Below are 20552 nucleotides of genomic sequence, written 5' to 3'. Positions count from 1 at the left end.
GCTCCGGACGGTTGCGGCTTAGAGGTGGGCCCGCCAGGGCATCGCCCAGCGGGTCAGAAGTTCGATCGTCGCCCAGGCGGTGAGGGCGATCAAGATCACGATCACGATCGCGGCCAGGGCCCGGTCGGCGCGGAAGGAATTCATCGAGCGGATCAGGAAAACGCCCAGTCCGCGGCTGGCGCCCAGCCATTCGGCGATCAGGGCCCCGATAACCGCGTAGGTGGCCGCGATCTTGGCGCCGGCGGCCAGCGCCGCCAGGGCGGGCGGGAGCTGGACGAGGCGGAACTGGTCCCACCGGCTCGCCCCCATCGAACGCAGCAGGTCGAGGGCCTCGTGGTCGGCCGAGCGCAGACCTTCCAGGAAAGTGACCGTGATCGGGAAGGCGCATACCAGGGTGACCAGGACCAGTTTCGGAGCCAGGCCGAAGCCGAACCAGATCACCAGCAGCGGAGCGATGATGATGAACGGAACCGACTGGGACGTAACCAGCAGCGGATAGACCGCCCTGCGCACCGGCCCGAACAGGTGGCAGACCGTGGCCACCGTCGTCCCCAGCAGGAGAGAGATCGTAAACCCGGCCGCCATGACTAGCAGCGTCACCGGGATGTGGTAGCCCATCAGATCGGCCGAGTCGACGAACGCGGCGGCGATGTCCAGCGGCGAGGGCAGCAGCCAGCGCGGCACCTCGCGCCAGGTCACGAAAAACTGCCAGAAGGCCAATATGAAAACCACCAGGCCGGCCGCCGGCGCGGCCGCCCGGATCCGGGACTTGATCGCCGCGGCGGTCAATCGCGGAACTTGCCGATGTGATCGGCGATGGTGGTGCCGGCGGGGGTGTTGGCCACCTTTATGTTGCAGAGCACCGAACTGGCACCAAAGTCGAAGCAGGCCTGCTGGGCGCGCTTGATCAGGTCCATCAATTCGTCGTATTCACCCTCGACCGTGGTCTCGAATGACGAGACGTCATAGGGCAGGCCGGACTGCTGCACGACCGCGATTGCGGCTTCCACGCATCCGTAACCGTCTTCGACCCCGCTGGGGAGTACCTGGAACGCCGCGATGATCGCTGCCATTTGCCAAAGACCTTCCTTCCGGCGGGCGCCGCTCGCCGCAAATCCGGGGAGGCCGCCGCCCTTGGAAGGCAAACACCGCATCGGCAAGGCCAATGCGGTGTGAAAGTTCGGTCGGTTCCGTCTGCCTACGCCGGTATTACCCGGATCAGGTCATTAGGGGAGGCAGGCTCGAATCGCGCCTGCCTTCTCAGCCGATGCTTCCAGCACCCCTGCGGATATTTACTTGTAACTGTGGAGTCATTCTATGGCCAGGCGCCGGCCCGGCCGGCTAGCGTTCCAGGTAGAGCAGCGCCCGGCCGGTTCGACAACGCACCCGAATCTTGTCTTCGGCGACCCGATTGGAAAGGGTCCGGCCCTGACCGCGCTGCAGCGCCGCTCCCGAAAGCGGCCATCTGGCCCCGTGAATATCCACCCCCTCGGCGACGGCATCGATCGGGACCAGCGACATGATCTTACCGGGCGCGGCCGCCAGCTCGAGGAGGTCATTCCCGACCGGGAAGATGGTCCAGCCGGGCACCATCGCGGTCGCCGACCCGGGGGCGAGTCCGGGGTGAAACAGCAGCATCTGATTGGCCAACACCATGTCGGGGCGCGCTCCGCCCAACAGCCCCAGCAGGACGATCCGGTCCGGATGGCACCGCAATGCCGCCTGCAGGGCAAGCTCACCGTCGATCAAATCCTTGTCCCGGGGATGGCGTTGGATGGGAATCCCGGCGGCGGCCAGCTCTTCGACGCGGGCAGGATCCAGCGAGTCGAGATCGCCCACCACCAGGTCCGGGACCTGGCCCGTATCGCCGAGCCGGTCCGCGCCGCCGTCGGCGGCCACGACCAGATCGGCGCCAGCCAGAAGGTCGGCGATTGCCGGGTCTTTGCCCAGCGGTCCGTCGAGGACTACTACCGCCAGGTGTGGGGAAGCCGGGGGGTTTCTGTCCGCCACCCTGCTTAATCCTTGCGGGCGGCCGAAAGCGGGTCCTGGCCGAACCAGGCGCGGCCAAGATGCCAGGAAATCAGCGTCTCGGTCAACTGACCGCCCAGGCGCGCCAGCGCCCCCATGACCGCTCCGGCAATCGGTGCGAAGGGTGCGATCGCAAATATCACGACCATCATCACGATTACCCGCGAGACGGATCCCACGCCGACCCGCTTGGACAGGCCCTGGTGCATGAGCAGTGAAATGTAGAACTGGCGAAAACCCATCAGCAACGGCACCGTCGCCAGGACCCAGGCCGCCGGCCGCGCCTGGTCGGCAATCTCAGGGGATATTCCGATAACCGTAAGCAGCACGAAATCTCCAATCGGGCCGGTGGTCATCAAGAGCGTACCGGCTCCCACCGCCACGCCGACCATCGCCGAGAACATGCGGCCCTGGCGGTGACTTTCCGGGTATTTGGACATTACCAGCGCGGTCTGGCGGACCGCCAGGGTCAGGCTGAGACCGAGCACCGCGATGCTCCAGGCGACCCTGAAACCGGCGACCGCAGTCACGCCGTCATCGAGCCGGAAAATCCCGGCGGTCACCAGCGGCGCCGAACCCGACATGGCCAGCATCGACAAAAGAAGCGGCCAGCCGAACCGGACCAGATCGCCCATCGACGGCAGCGGGGCGCTCTCTTCGACCGGATAGGGGTTGGCGCGCAGTTCGGACATCGCGAAATAGGCCAAAACGGCCCCCTCGGCCACGGTTACCACCACCAGCGCGATCGCGGCCGCCAAGGCGCCGTTTATCGGGGCCAGGGGGACGAACAGGAGCCCGGCCGGGACCAGCACCAGTAACCCGCCGATCGTGGAAAAGGTGATGCGGCGCGCCTGGCGCCGCTGCAGCAACAGGCTCTGGAAGAATCCGCGGGCGATCATCAGCGGCGGGACCAGGATCATCAGCACCAGCAGGGATGGCTGCGAGTACTCGGCCACCTCCGGGGTGGCCCCCATCGCCCCTTCCAGGAGCAGGTCCGAGATCAGCGGCAGCGTGGCCAGCACCGCCACCGCGCAGGCGGCCAGGCCGCCGTAGACGCTGAACCAGGTGACCCTCCGGAATGACTCGCGGCCGTTGGCGTAAACCAGGAACACGCTCTGCTGGACCTGGCTGGAGGTGTGCAGGATGAATATCAGCGACGAGACGGCCGCGAACCCGGCCAGCGCCAGGACGGGCTCGGACGTGCGCGCCAGTCCGGCATCGAGCACCGGGTTGCGCAGTCCGGCGACCAGCGACGAGAGCGCCACCGGAACAAAAAAGGCCAGCATCGCCCCTTTGCTGTAGGCGCGCCGCTCTACCCGGACCGGCGAGGAAGCGGGTGCGGAGGCGGTGCGGATACTGCGGCCTTCTTGATTGGCGGTGCCGACCCATTTTGCCGTTTTGCCGTCCGGGCCGGCCAGGACCCCTACCGGGGTCGAAGCTCGAACGTCAGCGAAACCCGCGAGGTGATCACGGCCTGGCCGGCGAACACTCTGGTCGGCGCGGGCGCCGCCGCCGCCGGTATAGCTTCTCCACGTCCGGAATCGAGTTCGACCTGGTACGACTCCCGCGGATTCACCTCGACGATGCGGACGATCTGATAACCCATGTGGTCGGCGATCGTCCGGGCCGTCAGCCGGGCGCTGTCGATCGCGTCAAGCAACGCCAGCCGTTCGATTTCGGCGCGCTGCGAGGTGGTGAATCCAAGGCCCTCGAAGCGGACCGAGTCGCCGCCCGCGCGGATCACCAGATCGACCAGACCGCCCGCGAATTCGGTGCCCTCGATGGCGATGCTGAGCCGGTTTTCGTATAGGAACCCTTCCGAAATCCGGCCCTGGTCGGTGTAGTCGAACTCCTCTTCGATCCGGATGCCGAGGGTCTGCAGGCCCCGTGGAGAAACGCACGCATCCGTGGTGGAGCCGTCGGCGTCCGACATCGCGGCGGCGGTGCACCGCGCATCCACCGCCGCCGCGATGCTGGCGACAGCGGAATTGCCGTCGGAAACCGCGGCGAGGATCGAATCGCGCAGCACCCGAACCGAAAAACGCGCCACCGCGCCATCGTAGCTGGCGCTTCTTGAAGCGGTGCCCTGGACGGTGAGGATCGTCGCCGCATTCCCCGGCGCCGGACCGCCGGTTGCCAGCTGCAGCGAATCGGCGGAGGGTCCGCCGCCCCCGGCGGAACTGGTCGGGGCCAGCAGCAGAAGCGCGCCGAACGCGGCCAGGACGGCGGCCAGGACCGTTCCGCTGATCCCCGAATTGGCCGAACTTCGGACCACGAATCGCATCGGCGTTCCTCCCGCATTGCCGGCGCTGTCGCCGGTCGCCGGTTGGCGCGAGCTGCCAAACGCCCGCCGGCTAACTTTCTAGCAGAGCCGCGACCTGGTTGCGGCCAAGAAACTTGCCCTGTCCATGCGCCCAGCGCCGGCGACGGGAAAGCCGGACGGCTTAACATTTTTTGCCCCGTCGCCCAGTTCGAACCCGCGTTCCAGATGATTTCCGCCGACACCTACCAGCAATTGGCCCGGCCGGGCGCCAGCAAGCTAGTCCTCTTGGTCATCGACGGACTGGGCGGGCTGGCCCACCCGCAGACCGGCCTGACCGAACTCGAGGCCGCCAGCACGCCCAATCTGGATGCCCTGGCCGCAAAAGCCGCCACCGGCCTTTCGGTCCCGATCGGTCCCGGCATTACCCCAGGCTCGGGCCCCGGCCACCTGGCCTTGTTCGGTTACGACCCGGTCGCCAGCAACATCGGGCGCGGCGCCCTCTCGGCGATCGGCATCGGTCTGGACCTGGGGCCGGGCGATCTCGGGGTGCGCCTCAACTTCTGCACCCTGGACGCCGACGGCAACGTGGCCGACCGGCGCGCCGGACGGATCCCCAGCCGGCTGAACCGCGAGTTGGTGGCCGAGCTTTCCGGCCACGATATCGGGTGCCCCTATGAACTGGCCACCGAAAGCGCCCACCGCGCGGTGCTGGTGCTGCGCGGGGCGCGATTCTCCGAGCGCGTCCGTGAAACGGACCCCCAGGCGGTCGGCATCCCGCCCGCCGACCCGGAACCGCTGGACGGGGACGCGGCCGAGACAGCGGCGGTCCTGTCCCGGTTCCTGGAGGTCGTAACCGAGCGAATCGGTAGCCGCGCACCGGCCAATTTCGTGCTGATGCGCGGCTATGCGACCCGGCCGGAGCTTGTCCCCATGCAGCGGACCTGGAGCATTCGCGGGGCCTGCTCGGCCTCCTACCCGATGTACAAAGGTTTGGCCGCAATCACCGGAATGGACGTCCTGGATACCGGCGACACCTTCCCCGGACAGCTCCAGGCGGTGTCCGACGCCTGGCCCGATTACGACTTTTTCTTCGTCCATTTCAAGCCCACCGATGCCGCCGGCGAGGACGGCGACTGGGAGGGCAAGTCCCGGGCAATCGAAGAAGTCGACGCAGCCCTCCCGCGGTTGCTGGATCTGGGACCGGCCGCGATCGCCGTGACCGGCGACCACTCGACCCCGGCCGCGCTGCGTCAGCACTCCTGGCATCCGGTACCGTTGCTGATCGCCGGCCGGCAGGCCCTGCCGGACCTGGTGGAGAGCTTCGGCGAGCGCGCCTGCGGCGGAGGAGGACTGGGCCAATTGCCGGCGCGGGCGGTATTGCCCACGTTGCTGGCCACCGCCGGCCGGCTGGTCAAGTTCGGGGCGTGAAAGCCCAAGTGAATCTCATTGGTAGCGGCAATTGAAAATGCGCCGCGCCTCGGCACCGCGTTGACCCACAATTCCGAATCCGGGCTCACTGCGCCGGTCGCAAGCGCAACTGCATCCAAAACGTCGCGCGGACCAAAGGCCGGATCGCCGAATTGGACGACCAAAAACACCTTTTCGATCACGGAGAAGTAGCCAATTGAGGGCCAGTCACCAAGACCTTTGGAAGTTGCTTGAGGGAAGCAAGCAATTCGTGGTTCCCATTTTTCAGCGCAACTACAACTGGACCGAAGAGCAGTGCGTGCAGCTTTGGAATGACGTGTTGCAAGCCGCAGATGCGCCGGCTAATGGCGGCCACTTTCTTGGATCGATCGTCTATACCGCCGCCGGCCCGCAAGAAGCAACGTTTTCGCGCTGGTTGGTAATTGATGGACAGCAGAGACTGACCACACTTTCGCTGTTGCTCGCAGCGTTGCGGGACCACATCCAAGATTCAGGATGGGCTGGCGAGGGCGGCCCAACTTCTGCAGAAATCGACAGCCGGTTTCTGCAGAACGCGTTCAAGACTGGAGATCAAAAGCCCAGATTGGTTCTACGCAGAAACGACGACCGGACGCTAAGAAAGATCGTCGAGGGATCCCAGGAATCTATTGACGATCCCGCGTCAGAGGTCGACGACGCCTACCAGCTATTCCGCGGAGTTATTGCTAGCAGCGACCCCGCCGAAATCTACAAGGGGTTGGGCAATTTGAAGATTGTCGACGTCATGCTCGAACCACCGCTCGACAACCCGCAGCTAGTTTTCGAAAGCCTGAACTCCACTGGGGTTGATTTGAGTCAGGCTGACCTTATTCGCAATTTCATCCTCATGGGATTGCCGGAAGAGGAGCAGAACCGCATTTATTGCTCGTATTGGCGGCTGATCGAATCGGAGTTCGAGGGTTCGCATTGGGCAATCGACAATTGCGCTCGCGATTGGGTGGCATTGCGCCGAAAGGCGACTAGGCAGATCCGGACCGACCGAATCTATGTCGAGTTCCGCGAAGAGTACAGGCGATTGACGGCCGGTGGCGAAAGCGTGGACGCGGTTCTCGCCGATCTCTTGCAATTCAGCAAAGGTTATGCGGCGTTTGTATTACGGCGTGGGCCCGGAAAAGACCTCGGAGCGGCGCTCGGGGAACTGCGGCGACACGTAGACGTCCCCGCCATGCTTGTTGCAAGGCTGTTTCGCTGTTACCACGACCTCCGCACACTGAACGAGTCCGAATTCGCCGAGTCGATTCGCTTAATTGAGAGTTACATCGTTCGACGGCAAGTATGCGGACTTCAAACGCGTGGCTACTGGTCGGTGTTCGCCAACATTGCTTACGGCCTTGACGAAGATTGCCCCTCGAAATCGTTGGAGATGCTTTTGGCCCGCCGTCAGGCAAGTTACCGCTTCCCGAGTGACGAGGAGTTTGAACGCGCACTTTTTGAAGACAACCTTTACGGCGCGCGTGTCTGTCGGCCCCTGTTAGAAGGCCTCGAAAACGCAGGCCATCTCGAACGCGTCGACACGGACCGCTTTCAAATTGAGCACGTGATGCCCCAGGTGCTTTCCGAGCCTTGGAAACAGATGCTCGGCGAGAGATGGGAGGAAATTCACCAAACTTGGCTTCACCGACTAGGGAATTTGACGCTCACCGCTTACAACCCTCTCTACTCGAATCGCGGATTCCAGGAAAAGAAGGTGATTCCGGGCGGGTTCGAAGACAGCGCGGTCCGATTGAACAAATTCATTAGTAAGCAGGACAAATGGACAGCGCAGCAAATGAGCAATCGCGGAAAAATGCTTGCCGCAAGGGCGCTGGGCATTTGGTGCCATCACGGAATTGCTGAAGACCAGATTGCTCGTATCGAATTTGAAGAGTTACGAAATAAGGCCAAGGCGAGCGATCCCGACAGCGTTGAAATGACCGACTTAGTTCGCAATTTGTTCCAGAGGTTTAGGGAACGATTGCAGGAAATCGACCGCGAAATCATCGAATTGGCCGCGCGCAAATCAGTCTCTTATTTCGGGCCTGCGTTTGCGTTCGAAGTGCTCCCGCGCAAAACGCGGTTGCTGCTGCTTCTCGCGCCCGAATTCCACGAAATCGACGATCCCTCCGGCCTTGCGACTAAGAACACATACAAGTTCCTCGTCAATTGCCAAAACGAGGGTGGTGTGCTTTTTGACTTAGATCGCGAGGAAAGGATCGCCCCCGCGATCGGGTTGGTGAGACAGGCGCTAAATCTGGCCGATGCAGAATGACCGGAATCGCGGTCATATCGTATATGCGGCGCGGCCGACCGTGCGCGGTGGCCAGCAGCGGCAGTGAATCCCGAGCACCGATTCTCGATTCAATCTAAGAGCCATTGACCATTAATTACCCGCAATGGCACTAAATGTCGGGACGTCGGGCTGGCGGCACCTGGCCGATTTCTACCCGCCGCGGACGCGCGAGGTCGACATGCTGGCGGTTTACGCCGATGAGTTCTCGCTGGTCGAAATCGACTCCACCTTTCAGGGTGTTCCGGGGATCGAGCGCATCGCCGGCTGGGCCGAGTCCGTGGGCGAAGATTTCCGTTTTCACGTGCTGGCGTTCGGCGGGCTCTGCCTGCACCAACTCCGTCCCGGCGCCAAGCCCCAGCCGGGAGTGAGCTGGCGCGACTACGCGGTGCCGGCGCCGGACTTCCTGTTCGGCGAATTCGCCGCCGCGCTCGAACCGCTGGGGGCCAGGCTGGGGGCGGTAACCATGCAGTTTCCGGCCTATTTCGGGGCCAGCGCCGAATCCGAGGATTACCTGGCAGAGTGCCGCGCCAACCTGCCCGGGCTGCCGCTGGCGGTCGAGTTCCGCGACCCATCCTGGCTGACCGGCAACGAACGCCTGGAACGGACCCAGGAAATACTCATCGATCATGAAATCGCGCTGGTGGCGACCGACTTTGAATCCGCGGCCGATGCCCCGCCGCTTACCTGCGCGGCCACCCGCGGCGATGTGGCGGTGGGGCGCCTGCACGGGCGCGGCGCGGGGGACTTTGCCCATCAGGCCGAGGATCCGCTGGCTCGCGCGCGGCACCAATACGGCCGGGAGCAGGTCGAGGAAATCTGGGCGGCACTGAAGCCGCTCGGCGAGGAGGTCGACCACCTAGACGTGATCCTGCGCACCGACCCGTCGGTGTGCGCGGCCGACGCGCGCCAATTGAGCGAGATCGCCGCCGCGCCGGATCCGGAACCGGACTGGTCATGGCGCCCGCCGGCCGGCGGGCACAATTAGCCCCTGTTAAGAGATCGCCGACCGGGCCGAAATAAACTAGGTTTGAGCCTGCAAAATACGCCCAAAAGGGCGACTATGCGGGCCTGAATCGCGACCACCTGCAATTGATTTACGGGCCAAGATGACGCCAAATCCGCTGCTGCAAATCGAAGATTTGCACGTCCAGCGCGACGATAAAGAAATCCTGCACGGGCTGAACCTGACGGTCGACGAGGGCCAGGTTCATGCCGTGATGGGCCCCAACGGCTCCGGCAAAAGCACTCTGGCCAACACCCTGATGGGCAATCCCAGCTGCGAGATTACCGCCGGGCGGATCCTGTTCCGGGGCGAGGACATCTCCGAATGGGAAGTCGACGAGCGGGCCCGCGCCGGAATCTTCCTGGCCTTCCAGTACCCGGTCGAGATTCCCGGGGTGCCGCTGGTCACGTTCCTGCGCGAGGCGATCAACGCCGTCCGCGGCGACGAGGGTCCGATCGGGGTGCGCGAGTTCCGCCTGCGCATGCTGGAGAAGATGGACCTGCTCAGCGTCGACTCGAGTTTTGCCTCGCGGTACCTCAACGACGGGTTCTCAGGCGGTGAGAAGAAGCGCTGCGAAATCCTGCAGATGGCGATGCTGGAGCCGGCGCTGGGCATCCTCGACGAGACCGATTCGGGTCTGGACATCGACGCCCTGCGTATCGTTGCCGAGGGAGTGAATTCGCTCCGGACCACCGATATCGGAGTCCTCCTGATCACCCACTACCAGAGAATCCTGCGCTACATCCAGCCCGATTTCGTGCACGTGCTGATCGACGGCGACATCGTCGCCGACGGCGGGCCCGAGCTGGCCGAGGCGCTGGAGCGCGACGGATACAAGCAATTCGCACCGGAAACGGTTTAAAAGATGGCCACCGAAAACGTGATCAAGCCGCCCGACGCCGAAATCGAGTTCGACTACAAGTACGGATTTCACGACGACGTAAAAGCCGATTTCATCACCGAGCCGGGCCTGAATGAAGACGTGATCCGCCAGATCTCGGCACTAAAGAACGAGCCCGCCTGGATGCTCGAATTGCGCCTCAAGGCGTTTGCCGAATTCGCCGGACGTCCGATGCCGACCTGGGGCGCCGACCTCTCGGAGATCGATTTCGACAAGATTCACTACTACGTGCGCGCCACCGACCGCGGGTCCGAGGACAACTGGGACGACGTTCCCGACTACATCAAGAACACCTTCGACCGCCTGGGCATCCCGGAGGCCGAGAAGAAATTCCTGGCCGGGGTCGGGGCCCAGTACGACTCCGAAGTCGTGTACCACAACCTGCAGGACCAGCTCGCCTCGCAGGGCGTTGTCTTCCTCGACATGGACGGCGGGCTGCGCGAGTACCCCGAACTGGTCGAGCAGTATTTCAGTAGCGTCATCCCCTACAACGACAACAAGTTCGCCGCCCTAAACACCGCCGTCTGGAGCGGCGGGAGCTTCGTCTACGTCCCCGCCGGGGTGCATGTCGAACTGCCGCTGCAGGCCTATTTCCGGATAAACGCCGAATCGGCCGGCCAGTTCGAACGGACCCTGATCATCTGCGAGCCCGGCGGCTCGGTGCACTACATCGAAGGCTGCACCGCGCCGGTTTACGCGCGCGATTCGCTGCACTCGGCGGTGGTCGAGATCATCGCCCTAGAGGACGCGCACGTACGGTACACGACGATCCAGAACTGGTCCAACAACGTGTACAACCTGGTCACCAAGCGCGCCACCGCCGCGGCCGGGGCGGCCGTCGAATGGATCGACGGCAACATCGGCTCCAAAGTGACCATGAAATACCCGGCCATCCATCTGCTCGGCGAACGCGCCCGCGGCGAGGTCCTCTCGGTCGCCTACGCCAATACGAACCAGCATCAGGACGCCGGCGCCAAGATCGTCCACGCCGCCCCCAACACCTCGTCCACGATCACGTCCAAGTCGATCTCCAACGGGACCGGAAGGGCCACCTACCGCGGCCTGCTCAAGGTCGAACCCGACGCGGTCGGCTCGAAATCGTTCGTGCGCTGCGACGCGATGCTGCTTACGCCCGATTCCAAGACCGACACCTACCCCTACATCGAAATTTCCGAGGAAGACTCCCAGATCGGTCATGAGGCGACCGTCTCCAAGATCGGCGACGAGGAGATCTTCTACCTGATGAGCCGCGGCCTCTCCGAGGAGAAGGCCACCTCGGTAATCGTCACCGGGTTCTTCGAAGAGTTCATCAAGGAGCTGCCGATGGAATACGCGGTAGAGATGAACCGACTCATCGAGCTCGAGATGGAGGGATCGGTCGGCTGACCGCCAGTCCGAACCAAGGCAATCTCGCCACAAGCCAGCCCGTTTCCACCAACCGCCCAGGACCGATTCAACCGCCAATGGCGCTTTCACCGACCCTAGAAGCTCGCCCCAGCGCCGAGCTCGTTAAGGCCCATGCCCGCCAGGGCCGCGAACCCGACTGGCTGGTAGCCCAGCGCCTGGCCAGCTGGCAAACCTACTGCGACACGCCGCTGCCCAAGATCACCGACGAGACCTGGCGCCGCACCGATCTGCGCGGAATCTCCCCCGATGATTTCGCGCCCTGGGGCGAGCGCCCGCCGGCCGCGGCGCCGGCCGGATTATTCGAAAAAGATTGGTTTGCCGGCCGCAGCATCCAGGTCGACTGGCACGACCCCGAAATCGAGCTCGATTCCGGCCTGGCCGATTCCGGACTTATCTTCTGTTCGCTGGCCCGGGCGGCCCGCGACCATCCCGGCCTGCTGGAGCGGTTTCCGGGCCTGGCCGAGCAATCGCCCAGTTCGCTGCAGAAATTCACCACCCTCAACGGCGCTTTCTGGAACGGCGGCCTGTTCATCTACGTGCCGCCGGGCCTGAGCGTTGCGGCGCCGCTGTACAGCATGATCGCGACTACCCGCAGCCGGATCGCGGTGTTTCCGCGCCTGCTGATCTGGGTGGACGACGGCGCCAGTCTTGAACTGGTCGAAGAGCACTGCTCGGAGACCCTCGACGACGAGACCCTGGCCTGCCCGCTCACCTACGCCTATGTCGGCGATCGCGCCACCCTCAATTACGAGCACGTCCAGAACTGGGGCCTGCACACGGCCGCGTTCGCCCAGACGCGGACGCTGGCGGGGCGCAACGCGCGCGTGAACCTCTGCCAGTTCTCGCTCGGGGCGGCCCTGGCCAAGTCATACACCGAGGTCTCGTTTCCGCAGCCGGGCTCGGAGGGCCAGGTCTGGGGGTTGACCCTGCTCGACGGACGCCGGCACATCGACCACGAGACCCGCCAGATCCACCACGGCGACCACACCTACTCGAACCTCTTCTACAAGGGCGTGCTGCGGGAGCGCTCGCGCTCGGTCTTCTACGGAACGATCGAGATCTCCGACACCGCCGGCCAGTCGAACACCTACCAGCAGAACGACAACCTGCTGCTTTCCAAGCAGGCCCGCGCCGACTCGATCCCGGGAATGGAGATCCGCACCTACGACGTACGCTGCACCCACGGCGCCACGATCGGGCGCATCGAGGAGGAAGAGCTCTTCTACCTGATGAGTCGGGGCTTTACGCGACCGGTGGCCGAAGGGCTGGCGATTCGCGGCTACGTCGAACCGGTGCTGGCGCAGGTATCCGACGAACGCTGCCGCGACCGACTCGAGCAGGAAGTGCTCTTTCGCGCCGGCGTGCGCGGACGCTAGATGATCCGGACCGGGCGCTTCGCGGTAGGCGCCTATTCGGAACTTGCCGAAGGCGAGGCGTTCAGGGTGCGGGCCGGCGGCATTCCGCTGGCGGTGTTCAAGGTCCGCGGCGAAATCAAAGTGATCGAGGACACATGCTCGCACGGCCAGGCCTCGCTGTCCGAGGGAGAGGTCAGCACCGAATACTGCACCGTCATCTGTCCCCTGCACGGGTCCATATTCGACCTGGATACCGGAGAGCCGCTGACGGCTCCAGCCACCACCCCGGTTGAGCGGTTCGAGAGCGAGGTCGAGGACGACCAGATCGTGGTAACGATCATCTGACGATGCAAAAGCTGGTCCATCCGAGCTCCCCGGGACTGGACCCGCAGGCCCTGCGGGCCGATTTCCCGATCCTGGGCCGACGGATCGCCGGCAAGAAACTCGTATACCTCGACAACGCCGCCTCCTCGCAAAAGCCCGCCCCGGTCATCGCCGCGCTGGACGATTACTACGAAAACACGCATTCCAACGTACACCGCGGGATCCACCACCTGAGCCAGCTGGCGACCGATGCCTATGAACAGGCCAGGGTCAAGGTGGCAAATCTGATCGGAGCCGCCGACCCGGCCGAACTGGTCTGGGTCCGGGGAGCGACCGAGGGGCTCAACCTGGTCGCCCAGGCCTGGGCGCGGCCGCGACTGGGACCCGGCGACGAGGTCCTGGTCACCAACATCGAGCACCACTCCAATATCGTTCCCTGGCAACTGGTGTGCGATCAGACCGGCGCGAAACTGCGCTGGTATTCGCTGCAAGATCACCGGCGGCGACCGGAGCCCGCCGAATTCGCGGCCCTGATCTCGGAGCGGACCAAGGTAGTGGCGCTGACCGCTATGTCCAACGTTCTGGGCGTGACCCTGGACGTTGCCGAGCTCGCTTCCCTGGCCCACGCGGTCGGCGCCGTGCTGGTCGTCGACGGCGCCCAGTCGGTCCCCAACCAACCCATCGACGTTGTTGCCCAGGACGTCGACTTCCTGGCCTTTTCGGGCCACAAGATGCTCGGCCCAACCGGAATCGGCGGACTCTACGGCAAGCGCGAGCTGCTCGAGGAAGCCGAACCCTACCAGGGCGGCGGCGACATGATCGCCACGGTTGCGATGGAGGGATCGACCTGGAACCGGCTGCCATACAAATTCGAAGCCGGTACGCCGGACATCGCCGGCGCTATCGGGCTGGGGGTGGCCGCCGACTATCTGGCCGCCATCGGCCTGCAGGAAATCTGGGAACACGAGCAGCGCCTGACCGAATACGCGCTGCCGAGGCTGGCCGAGATCCCCGACCTGCAGATCTACGGTCCGCCCGATCCCAGATTCCGCGGCGGGGTAATCTCCTTCAACCTCGAGGGCCTGCACCCGCACGACTTGGGCCAAGTCCTGGACAGCGAGGGCATCGCGGTCCGCGCCGGACACCACTGCGCCCAACCATTGATGGGGGCGCTGGGAGTCGGCTCGACCGCCCGCGCCAGTTTCTACCTTTACAACACCGAAAACGAGATCGATGCCCTTATTGCCGGGATCGGCAAAGCCCGGGAGTTCTTCGGCTAGGTGCTCGACGACCTTTACCGCGAGATCATCCTCGACCACTACCGCAGTCCGCGGCACAAGGGGCATGTCGAGGATCCCGACATAACCGCGCGCGGCTACAACCCGCTTTGCGGCGACGACATCGAGATAACGGTCCGCCTAAACGGCGGCCGAATCGACGCGGTCGCCTTCGACGGCCATGGCTGCTCGATCTCGCAGGCCTCGGCATCGATGCTCACCGAGGCGGTAATGGGCAAGCCGCTGACGGAAGCCCTGGAGTTGGCCGCCAGCGTCCGGGCGATGTTCACCGGCGAAGCCGAATTAGATCTCGAATCGCTCGGCGATCTTGAAGCGCTGCAGGGAGTAAACCGCTATCCGGTGCGGATTAAGTGTGCGACCCTGGCCTGGAACGCGTTGCAGGTCGGCGCCGAGAGCAGGGACGGTGAAGACACCGAAAGCGTCTACTCGGACGAGATCCAATCTTGAGCGATAGCCGACCGCTACCGAGAATCCGGGCGGTGGTATTCGATCTCGACGACGTATTGCTCGACTACGACTACCGCATGCGCACCCGGATGCGCGGCGCATATGAGAGAGCGGCCCGCGGTTTGCCCGATGGCCTGCGCCGCCGCGCCGCCGACGGAACGATCGCCTTTATAAGGGACCTGATGGCCCGCCACGCCTGGGAGGAAGCCGAGCAGGCTGACTGGTTCATCAAGCCACTGGCCGACCTGGGAATAGTGGACGGGGCGCTGGTCGCCGCGCTCTGCGACGATATCGACGCTCACTTTGATACGGCCAACCGGCTTCATCCTGACGCCCCGCGCATGCTTGAAGCCACCGACGGGATGCCACGCTGCATCATCACCAACGGCTACGCGCGCATCCAGCGTCCCAAACTGTCCCAGCTGGGATTGGACGACGGCCGGTTCAACGGGATATTCGTCAGCCACGAGCACGGCATCTGGAAGCCGGACCCGCGCATATTCGAGCTGGCCCTGGCGGTTACCGGGTCTTCCCCCGCCGAGACCCTGATGATCGGCGACAACCCCTACACCGACGTCGCCGGCGCCAACGCCAGCGGGATGCAATCGCTCTGGATAAATCACGGCGGCATCACCCTCCCGGATGATGGACCCGAGCCGACCTGGGAGGTCGGCGGCATCAAAGAGGCCGCGGAGTTGCTCGAAGCGCTGCTTGAGCATCGCCGGGTCCCGGTTCGGAACCCCGGACAGGCCGCTTTTGGGGGCACCGCACAATAGCCGGCCCGGCAGGATCGGGGTGCGGCCTTCGGGTCGATCCCGCCGCTACCGAAATCAAATCGACCCGACCCGGCAAGAATCAACAGACAACGCGTGAATTGACCGCAAGCGCAAATCCCCGGCGCGCGACTTCGCAAAGGACTGGCAAATGAACATCGATTGGGACGTACAGGCGCTGGCCGACAACACCGCCGGCGATTGGATCTTGGCGGGGTCGACCTTCGTGGTCGTGCTTATCGTCCTGCTGATATTGCGCTGGGGCATGGTCCGCTTTACCGAACGCGGCCCGCAACAGGGGGCGGCGACTCCGCTGCGCAGCTTCGCGGCCTCCATCCAGCGACAGTCAAGCGTCCCGGTGATCTTCTTGGTCGCCCTGTTCGCCGGTCTCTTGAATTTGGAGCTGCCGGGCTTCTTGGAGCGGGGACTCAACGTCGCCATCGTCGCGGTGGTGTTCATTCAAATCGGATTGTGGGGCAGGGCCGCGTTGACGTTTCTGGTGCGCCGCCGCCTCGAAAGCGACCCGGACTTTGCCAGCCCCGGCGCGATCGCGGCTGCCCGCTACCTGGTCACCCTGCTCCTCTGGTCGATCCTGGCGGTGCTGTTTCTGGACAACATCGGGGTCGAGATCACGACCCTGGTGGCCGGACTCGGCGTCGGCGGCATCGCGATCGGCTTGGCGGCACGGAGCATCCTCAGCGATCTCTTTGCCTCGCTGGCAATCCTCTTGGACCGCCCTTTTGCGGTCGGCGATTTCGTTTCAGTGAAGGGTGCGGCCGGCAGCGTTGAGCGGATCGGCATCAAGACCACGCACCTGCGCAGCCCCACCGGAGAGCAGCTCGTCTATAGCAACAGCGACATGCTCGGATCGCCGTTGCGCAACTTCGGCAGGATGAACCGGCGCCGGGCCGTCCTTTCGCTAAACATCACCTTCGACACTGCTGCGGAGCAGATCGAGGCCATCCCGGGAATGATCAAGGAAGCGGTCGAGCGACATCCCGAGGCCAGGTTCGATCGGGCCCACTTCAAAGGGTTCGGCGAGTCGGCACTGCAAATCGAAGCCGTTTACTACATGGCGACTACCAATTTCGCCGTCTTCATGGACACCCAGCAGGCGATCAACCTTGAACTGCTTGACCGGTTCCGGGCGGCGGGAATCGAGTTCGCTTTCCCGACCCGGGCGGTGCATATCGCCGGCGAACTCCCAACCGCCGGGGAGTAAAGCAAAGGGCGGGAGCAATCTCGCGGGCTGCCCCAAAAAGTTGGACGCGGCCAACGTCTAACGGTCGACCCTGAGGCTGCCGGAAGGGCCTTTGGCTGCTAGCGGGAGTGTTCTGTTGGGGGTGTCCCGTGGGTGTGGAAGGTCTCTATGGTCTTTAGTCCCCAGGCTTGGCCCTTCTTGCGTTCGGCCTCGGTCCAGGTAACGGTCTCCCAGTCCGGCCGCAGGATCAGGCGCGCGCCCGAATTCGCCAGTTCCACCCGGTTGCCGGCCGGTTCCCACACGTAGAGGAAAAACGTCCCCTGGATGGCGTGTTTGTGCGGGCCGGTTTCGATGTGGACGCCGTTTTCGAGGAAGATGTCCGCCGCCCGCAGAACGTCCTCGCGCTGGTCGATTGCATACGTGAGATGGTGGAATCTTCCGCTGCCGCCGCCGTGTTCTTCGGTGCAGGCCAGATCGTAGGTCTTGTTGTTGACCGTGAACCAGCAGCCGGCCAGGCGGCCGTTGTCGAGCAGGATTTGTTCGGTAACCCTCGAGCCCAAACAGGAAACCATGAAATCCCGGAATGCCGTCACGTCGTCGGCCAGCAGATTTACATGGTCCAGCCTTCGCGGGCAGCAGCCCTGACCGTGATAGCGCTGGGCCAGGTTCTTTAACGCCGGCCGCTGTTCCGCGGGCGGCTCGTAGCCGTCGGTCTCCCAGTAGAGCTCGAACGCGTGCCCGAACGGGTCCTGGAATCGATAGGCCGGGCCGTGGCCCAGGTCCCCGTCGATCCAGTGTCCGCCGTAACCGGCGGCCTCAATCGCCGCCACCCGGCGCTGCAGCGCCGGCGCCGAGGTGCAGCGGTAGGCGATGTGGCCCACGCCGGTGCGCTCGTACCGGGTCAGCTTGAGAGTGTGGTGCTCGTAGTCGTCGAACGCGCGCAGGTAGGAGCTATCGCCTTCGCGGGCGGTCTCGGTCAAGCCGTATACGCGGGTGAAGAAGTCGAGGCTTTCCTCGAACTTGTCGCTGTAAAGCTCAACATGGCCCAGATGGGCGACGTCAAAGCAGGGTTCGGTCATCGTGCCGACCTGCAATTCCGGGTTAGATTCATCGCCAAATGCCTAACGGGCAAAGACTGTACCGTCAAAAAGCTTGCGCGCCGTCCGCAGGATCGCGGCACTTTCCACCACTCCGCCGGCGTCTAGGATCAACCGGACCGTGGCGCGCCCGCTGGGGTGCTCGATGTCCAGCTCCTTGGCCGATCCGGCCGGAAGGTCCGCGCTGGCGGCGGCAACCGAGCCTTCGAGCAGGCACGCGGTGGCGACGCTGACCGCACCGAATACGCCGATGCTGGCGTGGCAGCGGTGCGGGATGAACGTCCGCGTCGAAATCGCCCCGCCGGCGCGCGCCGGACTCACCAGAGTCATCTTCGGAACCGTTTTCGACTCCACGCGGCCCAGGTTCATCAGCGGCCCACACCGTAGCCGGATATCTTCCAGACGCTTTTTGAGCTCGGTGTCGGCTTCCAGCTCGGTGCGCGTCTCGCGACCGCTAAGGCCCAGGTCGGCGGCGGCCAGGATCACGCAGGGCATCCCGTTGTCGATCATGGTCACGGCAAGTCCCGCGACGTCATCGATCACGTTCCCGGTTGGCAGGAGGCTGCCGCACGTGGAACCGGCAGTGTCCCTGAATTCCAGCGGCACCGGTGCCGCCCCGCCGGGCACTCCGTCCAGGGTGGCAGCGCCGTAGTAATTGACCCGGCCGGCGGGGGTTTCCACCGTGGCCACCGCCACCTGCCCGGTGTTTTGCATGTGAATTGAAACCCGGGTCACGTCGGCGTCGGGCTCCACCAGCCGCCGCTCGATTGCGAACGGGCCGACTCCGGCCAGCATGTTCCCGCAGTTCTGTGAGTCCGAGACCAGCGGCGTATCGACCCCGACCTGCAGGAACAGGTAGTCGACGTCGATCCCCGGGCGATCGGACGTCCGCACCACCGCCACCTTCGACGTAAGCGGATCGGCGCCGCCCATACCGTCGATCTGGCGCACGTCCGGCGAGCCCATGATCGAAAGGAGAAAGCCGCTCCGCTCGGCCGGCTCCGCCGGCAGGTCCTCGGCCAGGAAGAATGCGCCTTTCGAGGTCCCCCCGCGCATCCACATGCAGCGGGCGGAGTCAGCCACCGCTGGGCCCCCGCCGGAAGTGCCCGGGGCGCGGGCGGTGCGCGACGCGCCCGATGCCGGCCGCCGCCCCAATCACAGTTCGTCCACGCATCGCGGAAAGACGGCTTCGAAGCCCTCGGCGTAGCGGGCCCGGCGCCCGCCGGCCTGGCCACCGGAGTTGCGCCGAAAGTGATTGGCGCGGTTTTCGGCAACATTCTGGTAGTAGTCCCAGAGATGTTGCTGCCCCTTCATGCATTCGATTGCGGCGCGCTTCCGGTCCCAGACCGACGTTACGTCCAGGAACACGTTAGGAACCCAGCCCATTTGTTCGGTCTGGTGGGGCTCGAACAGGTAGAGCTGCGGTGCGCCGAGCACCTTCTGACCGGGATTGTGCCCCCAAGCCTGGGCGATCATGCGGGCCTCGATGGCGGCCTTGGTGGCGTGCATGTGATCGGTGTTGTATGGGTCGTAACGCGAATGCGAGAGCATGAACCGGGGTTGTACCGACCTGACGATATCGACCAGACGGTCCATTGCGCTGCGGTCGATGACCAGCGGGTAGTCGCCGAGATCGAGAAACTCCAGTTCGTGTACGCCGAGTTCGGCGGCTGCGTTTTCGGCCTCGCCGCGGCGCTCGGCCTTGATCTGATCCAGGGTCAGCGATCCGCTTTTCCACAGACTGGCGCTTTCGCCACGCTCGCCGAAGCTCAGACAAACGACGGTCAGCTCATAGCCCAGCGTCCGGTGCAGGGCGATCGCTCCGCCGCAGCGCCACACAAAATCAGCCGCATGGGCGCTGATGACCAGTGCGGACTTCTTTTCCGTCATCTAGGAATTCCCCGCCCTTTGTCCCGACCAACCCGCGGGCATATCCGCAGAATTATTCAATAGGTGGCGACGGGTGGCGGTCCCGGTCAGAGGATTTCCAGCAGCGGGTGTCCGCGCGGCAAGCGGATCGGGCGGCCGTTGGCGTCGACGAATGCGAGCCTGGTCCGGGCGGTGGCCACCAGCTCGCCACCGGCGCGGTGCAGTTCGTATTCGAGGTCGAGCCGCGCGCGGTTGCCCTTGGCTAATCGAATCGAGACCAGAATCTGATCCTCGAAAGTAGTCAGGTTCACGAATTTGAGGGAGAGCTCGGCGACCACGATCGCCAAGCCGCGCCCCGCGAACGTCTGGCGGTAGGGGATGCCGCAGCTGCGCAACCAGCCCAGCCTGGCTTCCTCGAGCCACTTCACGTAGGTCGAATGGTGAACGGCGCCCTGGGCGTCGGCATCGGTGAACCGCGCCCTGATCAGCTCGCGGTGGACAATCGGCGAAGACTCTCCGTCGCAAGCATTCGGCACTCTAGAAATGCCCTCTGATCCAGCCGCCGTAGACGTCGACGAAGCGGAAGTAGGCCAGCAGGGCCGGCATTGCCAGCAGCATCGAATCAAAAAGCTGCCCGCGGCCGCGCCGGTAGCGCATCAGGATCCCTCCGGTCCAGCTAAATAGGCCCAGCAGGGCCACCAGGGCGGTCGGACTGCTGACCGGCAGAAGCATCGCGAAGGACACCGCCAGGAACCCGGCCAGCAGGAACCAACCCCATTCGCGCTTGATGAGACCCCAGCTGAACGCCGCCGCCGCGCCGGCCAGCAGCAGGAAGAACACGACTTCCATC

Annotated in this window: 20 protein-coding genes and 1 riboswitch; of the genes, 11 read left to right on the top strand and 9 right to left on the bottom strand. The window is 64.4% G+C overall.

Annotated features, from left to right (window positions below; translation table 11 throughout):
* Window positions 1–18 precede the first annotated feature (18 nt).
* The 4 genes from F4X41_03850 to F4X41_03835 form a co-directional block, all read right to left on the bottom strand.
* Window positions 19–789 carry an ABC transporter permease gene (locus tag F4X41_03850; GenBank protein ID MYB16157.1) on the bottom strand — a complete coding sequence of 257 codons (771 nt, stop codon included), beginning with the start codon at window positions 787–789 and terminating at the stop codon, window positions 19–21.
* Window positions 786–1073 carry a thiamine-binding protein gene (locus tag F4X41_03845; GenBank protein MYB16156.1) on the bottom strand — a complete coding sequence of 96 codons (288 nt, stop codon included), beginning with the start codon at window positions 1071–1073 and terminating at the stop codon, window positions 786–788. Before F4X41_03845 ends, F4X41_03850 begins: the two co-directional genes overlap by 4 nt.
* A 104-nt stretch (window positions 1074–1177) precedes the next feature.
* A riboswitch (TPP riboswitch) is annotated at window positions 1178–1294 on the bottom strand.
* 47 nt (window positions 1295–1341) lie between these two features.
* Window positions 1342–2298 carry a thiamine diphosphokinase gene (locus F4X41_03840; protein ID MYB16155.1) on the bottom strand — a complete coding sequence of 319 codons (957 nt, stop codon included), beginning with the start codon at window positions 2296–2298 and terminating at the stop codon, window positions 1342–1344.
* A 1153-nt stretch (window positions 2299–3451) separates the two neighbouring features.
* Complete coding sequence (locus F4X41_03835) at window positions 3452–4312, bottom strand: DUF541 domain-containing protein (protein ID MYB16154.1); 861 nt, start codon at window positions 4310–4312, stop codon at window positions 3452–3454.
* A 204-nt stretch (window positions 4313–4516) separates the two neighbouring features.
* On the opposite strand from F4X41_03835, the gene F4X41_03830 reads away from it, so the two are divergent.
* The 11 genes from F4X41_03830 (at window position 4517) to F4X41_03780 (ending at window position 16757) form a co-directional block, all read left to right on the top strand.
* Window positions 4517–5719, top strand: a complete 1203-nt coding sequence (locus tag F4X41_03830; GenBank protein ID MYB16153.1) for a 2,3-bisphosphoglycerate-independent phosphoglycerate mutase — start codon at window positions 4517–4519, stop codon at window positions 5717–5719.
* A gap of 196 nt (window positions 5720–5915) precedes the next feature.
* On the top strand, window positions 5916–8006 hold the full coding sequence (locus F4X41_03825; GenBank protein MYB16152.1) for a DUF262 domain-containing protein: 2091 nt from the start codon (window positions 5916–5918) through the stop codon (window positions 8004–8006).
* 124 nt (window positions 8007–8130) lie between these two features.
* Complete coding sequence (locus F4X41_03820; protein ID MYB16151.1) at window positions 8131–9012, top strand: DUF72 domain-containing protein; 882 nt, start codon at window positions 8131–8133, stop codon at window positions 9010–9012.
* Between the two features lie 121 nt (window positions 9013–9133).
* The gene (gene sufC, locus F4X41_03815; protein MYB16150.1) at window positions 9134–9892 is read left to right on the top strand and encodes a Fe-S cluster assembly ATPase SufC; all 759 of its coding nucleotides are present in this window, start codon (window positions 9134–9136) and stop codon (window positions 9890–9892) included.
* A gap of 3 nt (window positions 9893–9895) precedes the next feature.
* Complete coding sequence (gene sufB, locus F4X41_03810) at window positions 9896–11317, top strand: Fe-S cluster assembly protein SufB (protein MYB16149.1); 1422 nt, start codon at window positions 9896–9898, stop codon at window positions 11315–11317.
* Between the two features lie 77 nt (window positions 11318–11394).
* Window positions 11395–12714 carry a Fe-S cluster assembly protein SufD gene (gene sufD / locus F4X41_03805; protein MYB16148.1) on the top strand — a complete coding sequence of 440 codons (1320 nt, stop codon included), beginning with the start codon at window positions 11395–11397 and terminating at the stop codon, window positions 12712–12714.
* Window positions 12715–13038 (top strand): non-heme iron oxygenase ferredoxin subunit, encoded by a 324-nt coding sequence (locus F4X41_03800; GenBank protein MYB16147.1) that lies wholly within the window; start codon window positions 12715–12717, stop codon window positions 13036–13038.
* A gap of 35 nt (window positions 13039–13073) precedes the next feature.
* Window positions 13074–14297: a cysteine desulfurase gene (locus F4X41_03795; protein ID MYB16146.1), complete on the top strand. Its 1224-nt coding sequence runs from the start codon at window positions 13074–13076 to the stop codon at window positions 14295–14297.
* A complete protein-coding gene (locus F4X41_03790; GenBank protein MYB16145.1) occupies window positions 14298–14762 on the top strand; it encodes an SUF system NifU family Fe-S cluster assembly protein in 465 nt (154 codons plus the stop codon).
* Window positions 14756–15538 carry an HAD family hydrolase gene (locus tag F4X41_03785; protein ID MYB16144.1) on the top strand — a complete coding sequence of 261 codons (783 nt, stop codon included), beginning with the start codon at window positions 14756–14758 and terminating at the stop codon, window positions 15536–15538. The genes F4X41_03790 and F4X41_03785 overlap by 7 nt, the downstream gene beginning before the upstream one ends.
* 148 nt (window positions 15539–15686) lie before the next feature.
* Window positions 15687–16757 carry a mechanosensitive ion channel family protein gene (locus F4X41_03780; protein ID MYB16143.1) on the top strand — a complete coding sequence of 357 codons (1071 nt, stop codon included), beginning with the start codon at window positions 15687–15689 and terminating at the stop codon, window positions 16755–16757.
* A gap of 98 nt (window positions 16758–16855) precedes the next feature.
* On the opposite strand, the gene F4X41_03775 is transcribed toward F4X41_03780, so the two are convergent.
* The 5 genes from F4X41_03775 to F4X41_03755 form a co-directional block, all read right to left on the bottom strand.
* The gene (locus F4X41_03775; protein ID MYB16142.1) at window positions 16856–17815 is read right to left on the bottom strand and encodes a catechol 2,3-dioxygenase; all 960 of its coding nucleotides are present in this window, start codon (window positions 17813–17815) and stop codon (window positions 16856–16858) included.
* A 42-nt stretch (window positions 17816–17857) separates the two neighbouring features.
* Entirely contained in the window at window positions 17858–18895 is a 1038-nt protein-coding gene (locus F4X41_03770) for a 4-oxalomesaconate tautomerase (GenBank protein ID MYB16141.1), read from the bottom strand.
* A gap of 93 nt (window positions 18896–18988) precedes the next feature.
* Window positions 18989–19723: a PIG-L family deacetylase gene (locus F4X41_03765; protein ID MYB16140.1), complete on the bottom strand. Its 735-nt coding sequence runs from the start codon at window positions 19721–19723 to the stop codon at window positions 18989–18991.
* A gap of 86 nt (window positions 19724–19809) precedes the next feature.
* Window positions 19810–20328 carry an acyl-CoA thioesterase gene (locus F4X41_03760; GenBank protein ID MYB16139.1) on the bottom strand — a complete coding sequence of 173 codons (519 nt, stop codon included), beginning with the start codon at window positions 20326–20328 and terminating at the stop codon, window positions 19810–19812.
* On the bottom strand, window positions 20240–20551 hold the full coding sequence (locus F4X41_03755; GenBank protein MYB16138.1) for a hypothetical protein: 312 nt from the start codon (window positions 20549–20551) through the stop codon (window positions 20240–20242). The genes F4X41_03760 and F4X41_03755 overlap by 89 nt, the downstream gene beginning before the upstream one ends.
* Window position 20552 lies beyond the last annotated feature (1 nt).

The sequence above is a fragment of the Chloroflexota bacterium genome (assembly GCA_009840625.1).
Taxonomy (GTDB): domain Bacteria; phylum Chloroflexota; class UBA11872; order UBA11872; family VXNJ01; genus VXNJ01.
Note: the sequence above shows the minus strand (reverse complement) of the source record. Positions and strands in the feature narration are given on the sequence as shown.

Bases quoted from the DNA above. Each gene is read 5' to 3' on its own strand.
- F4X41_03845 (MYB16156.1), bottom strand. From the start codon at position 1,073: ATGGCAGCGATCATCGCGGCGTTCCAGGTACTCCCCAGCGGGGTCGAA.
- F4X41_03835 (MYB16154.1), bottom strand. From the start codon at position 4,312: ATGCGATTCGTGGTCCGAAGTTCGGCCAATTCGGGGATCAGCGGAACG.
- F4X41_03830 (MYB16153.1), top strand. From the start codon at position 4,517: ATGATTTCCGCCGACACCTACCAGCAATTGGCCCGGCCGGGCGCCAGC.
- F4X41_03820 (MYB16151.1), top strand. From the start codon at position 8,131: ATGGCACTAAATGTCGGGACGTCGGGCTGGCGGCACCTGGCCGATTTC.
- sufC (MYB16150.1), top strand. From the start codon at position 9,134: ATGACGCCAAATCCGCTGCTGCAAATCGAAGATTTGCACGTCCAGCGC.
- sufB (MYB16149.1), top strand. From the start codon at position 9,896: ATGGCCACCGAAAACGTGATCAAGCCGCCCGACGCCGAAATCGAGTTC.
- sufD (MYB16148.1), top strand. From the start codon at position 11,395: ATGGCGCTTTCACCGACCCTAGAAGCTCGCCCCAGCGCCGAGCTCGTT.
- F4X41_03800 (MYB16147.1), top strand. From the start codon at position 12,715: ATGATCCGGACCGGGCGCTTCGCGGTAGGCGCCTATTCGGAACTTGCC.
- F4X41_03780 (MYB16143.1), top strand. From the start codon at position 15,687: ATGAACATCGATTGGGACGTACAGGCGCTGGCCGACAACACCGCCGGC.
- F4X41_03775 (MYB16142.1), bottom strand. From the start codon at position 17,815: ATGACCGAACCCTGCTTTGACGTCGCCCATCTGGGCCATGTTGAGCTT.
- F4X41_03770 (MYB16141.1), bottom strand. From the start codon at position 18,895: ATGTGGATGCGCGGGGGGACCTCGAAAGGCGCATTCTTCCTGGCCGAG.
- F4X41_03765 (MYB16140.1), bottom strand. From the start codon at position 19,723: ATGACGGAAAAGAAGTCCGCACTGGTCATCAGCGCCCATGCGGCTGAT.
- F4X41_03755 (MYB16138.1), bottom strand. From the start codon at position 20,551: ATGGAAGTCGTGTTCTTCCTGCTGCTGGCCGGCGCGGCGGCGGCGTTC.